Source organism: Azospirillum griseum (assembly GCF_003966125.1).
Classification (GTDB): Bacteria; Pseudomonadota; Alphaproteobacteria; order Azospirillales; family Azospirillaceae; genus Azospirillum; species Azospirillum griseum.
Genome location: NZ_RXMA01000082.1, coordinates 1 through 2,142 on the forward strand (window position 1 = coordinate 1; position 2,142 = coordinate 2,142).

2 protein-coding genes and 1 pseudogene are annotated in these 2,142 nt (G+C 66.1%); all 3 read right to left on the reverse strand.

What is annotated here, in order from left to right; translation table 11 throughout:
- Positions 1-240 (reverse strand): transposase (locus EJ903_RS28220; RefSeq protein WP_425455526.1); only part of this gene is annotated, 240 nt, incomplete at its 3' end.
- Positions 210-1,779, reverse strand: a pseudogene (gene tnpC, locus EJ903_RS26150) (IS66 family transposase). The pseudogene tnpC and the gene EJ903_RS28220, both read right to left, overlap by 31 nt.
- An 86-nt stretch (positions 1,780-1,865) precedes the next feature.
- The coding region (tnpB, locus tag EJ903_RS26155) for an IS66 family insertion sequence element accessory protein TnpB (protein ID WP_148105314.1) at positions 1,866-2,142 on the reverse strand (277 nt) is incomplete at its 5' end.

A 2,142-nucleotide genomic window follows, 5' to 3' on the forward strand; every position in this document is an offset into this window, starting at 1 on the left:
CACGTTTGCGTCCGCGCTATCGCGCCATCTCGCAAAACATCGGGAAAACGTTCCAAACCCGCAAGGCGTCACTCCCCGGAGGGATACCTTGCTGATGCCGACTTGGCGCTCCTTGCCACCGCTGCTGTGGGCCTTTGGCGTCAGGCCGAGCCATGCGGCGAACGTAAGCGTCGTCTGATGACTGCGGCAGAAATGGATTGACGGTACCGTCAGGCGCAGGACGCAGGTTCGATGTTCCAGGGCAGGAGGTCGGCGATGCGGTTGATCGGATGGTCGGCGATGCGGCCAAGCACGTCTCTCAGGTAAGCGTGAGGATTCAAGCCATTGAGCTTTGCCGTTTCCACGATGGTGTAGATCGTCGCGGCACGGACGCCACCTTTGTCGGAGCCGGCGAACATCCAGTTTCGTCGGCCAATGGCCACGGGGCGGATGCTGCGCTCGGCTGCATTGTTGGAAATCTCCAAGCGACCGTCCTCCAGATAGCGGGTGAGCGCCGTCCAACGTGATCGGGCATAGCGGATGGCCGCCGCCAGTTCGCTCCTGCCGGGAATGCGGTCCAGCGTGGTGTCGAGGAACAGCGCCAAGTCATCGATCACGGGCCGTGCCTTGGCTTGGCGGACGCGCCGCCGCTCTTCGGGTGGCTGCCCGGTCACCTCGCGCTCGATGGCGAAGAGCAGCGCAATCCGTTTCAGGGCGTCCTCGGCCAGGGGCGAGCCGGTGGCGGCGTGAACGTCGAAGATTTTCCGGCGCACATGGGCCCATGCAGGCGACCTCGGCGACGGCGGCGGGCAGGTCGTTCTTGGCCTCATACAGGGCGTCGAATCCGGCATAGCCATCGGCATGCAGATGGCCGCGAAAACCGGCCAGTTCCGTTTGCGGGTGCTCACCCCGGCGATCGGGTGTGTAGCGGTACAGCACCGCCGACGGTGCCGGTCCGGCATGGGGACGTTCGTCGCGCAAATACACCCACAGTCGGCCGGTCTTGGTCTTGCCGCGTCCAGGATCGAGCACCGGCACCGGCGTGTCATCGGCATGCAACACCGATCCGGCCAAGGCATGCTGGCCGACCGCCTCGGCCAAAGGGGCCATCAGCGCCGCCGCCTTGCCGACCCAATCGGCCATCAGCGCCCGCTCCAACTCCACGCCGTCACGGGCATAAATGACGGACTGGCGGTACAGGGGCAGATGATCGCAGTATTTGGCGATCAGCACCTGGGCCAGAAGCCCCGCCGAGGGCAGCCCACGCTCGATCGGCAGCGACGGCATCGGCGCTTGCGCCATGGTCTGGCAGCACCGGCAGGACAGCGCCGGGCGAACATGGCGGATCACCGCAAAGCGGGCCGGGGTGTAATCCAGCACCTCGGTGACGTCTCCGCCGACCTTGCGCATCGCGCCGCCACACGATGGGCAGGCGTTGTCCGGCGCATGCAGGACCTCGCGGCGCGGCAGATGGGCGGGCAGACGGCGGCGGCCAGCTTTGGGTTTGGCCGTGGATGGCGGTGGCGACGCCGCCGGATCGTCGGCAAGACCGTCGGTGGCGGCCTCGGCTTCCAACTCCTCCAGCGCCAGTTCGAGTTGCTCGATCGCCTGGGCGATCTTTTCGGAGGAACGGCCGAACTGCATCCGTCGCAGCCGGGCCAGTTGGACCGTGAGCTTTTCCACTTCCAGCGTCTTGGTCACCAGCCCGGCCTTGGCTGCGGCCAACTCGGCGGCCTGCGCGGCGATGATCGCGCGCAGCGCCTCAATGTCGGTGGGCAGGGGTTCGACGGGAAATGGCATGGCCCCATTTTACCCAAGGCGTGATCCCGCCGCGAGGCCAGTTCACCGTCACGATGACGATGGCGGTCGAGCGTGGCACCGGAGACTCACCCCGCCGCCACCGGGCGCGTCGTCCGAGTGGGCGACCGCCAGTCCATGCCCTCCAACAGCATCGCCAGTTGGGCCGACGTCAGCGTGGCGGTTCCCTCCCGACTGATCGGCCAGACGAAACGCCCCGTCTCCAGGCGCTTGGCGAACAAACAGTAACCTTGCCCATCCCAATACAGGACCTTCACCAAATGACCTTGGCGACCTCGGAAAACGAAGAGATGACCGGCGAACGGGTCCTGTTTGAGAACCTCCTGGGCGAGCATCGCCAACCCG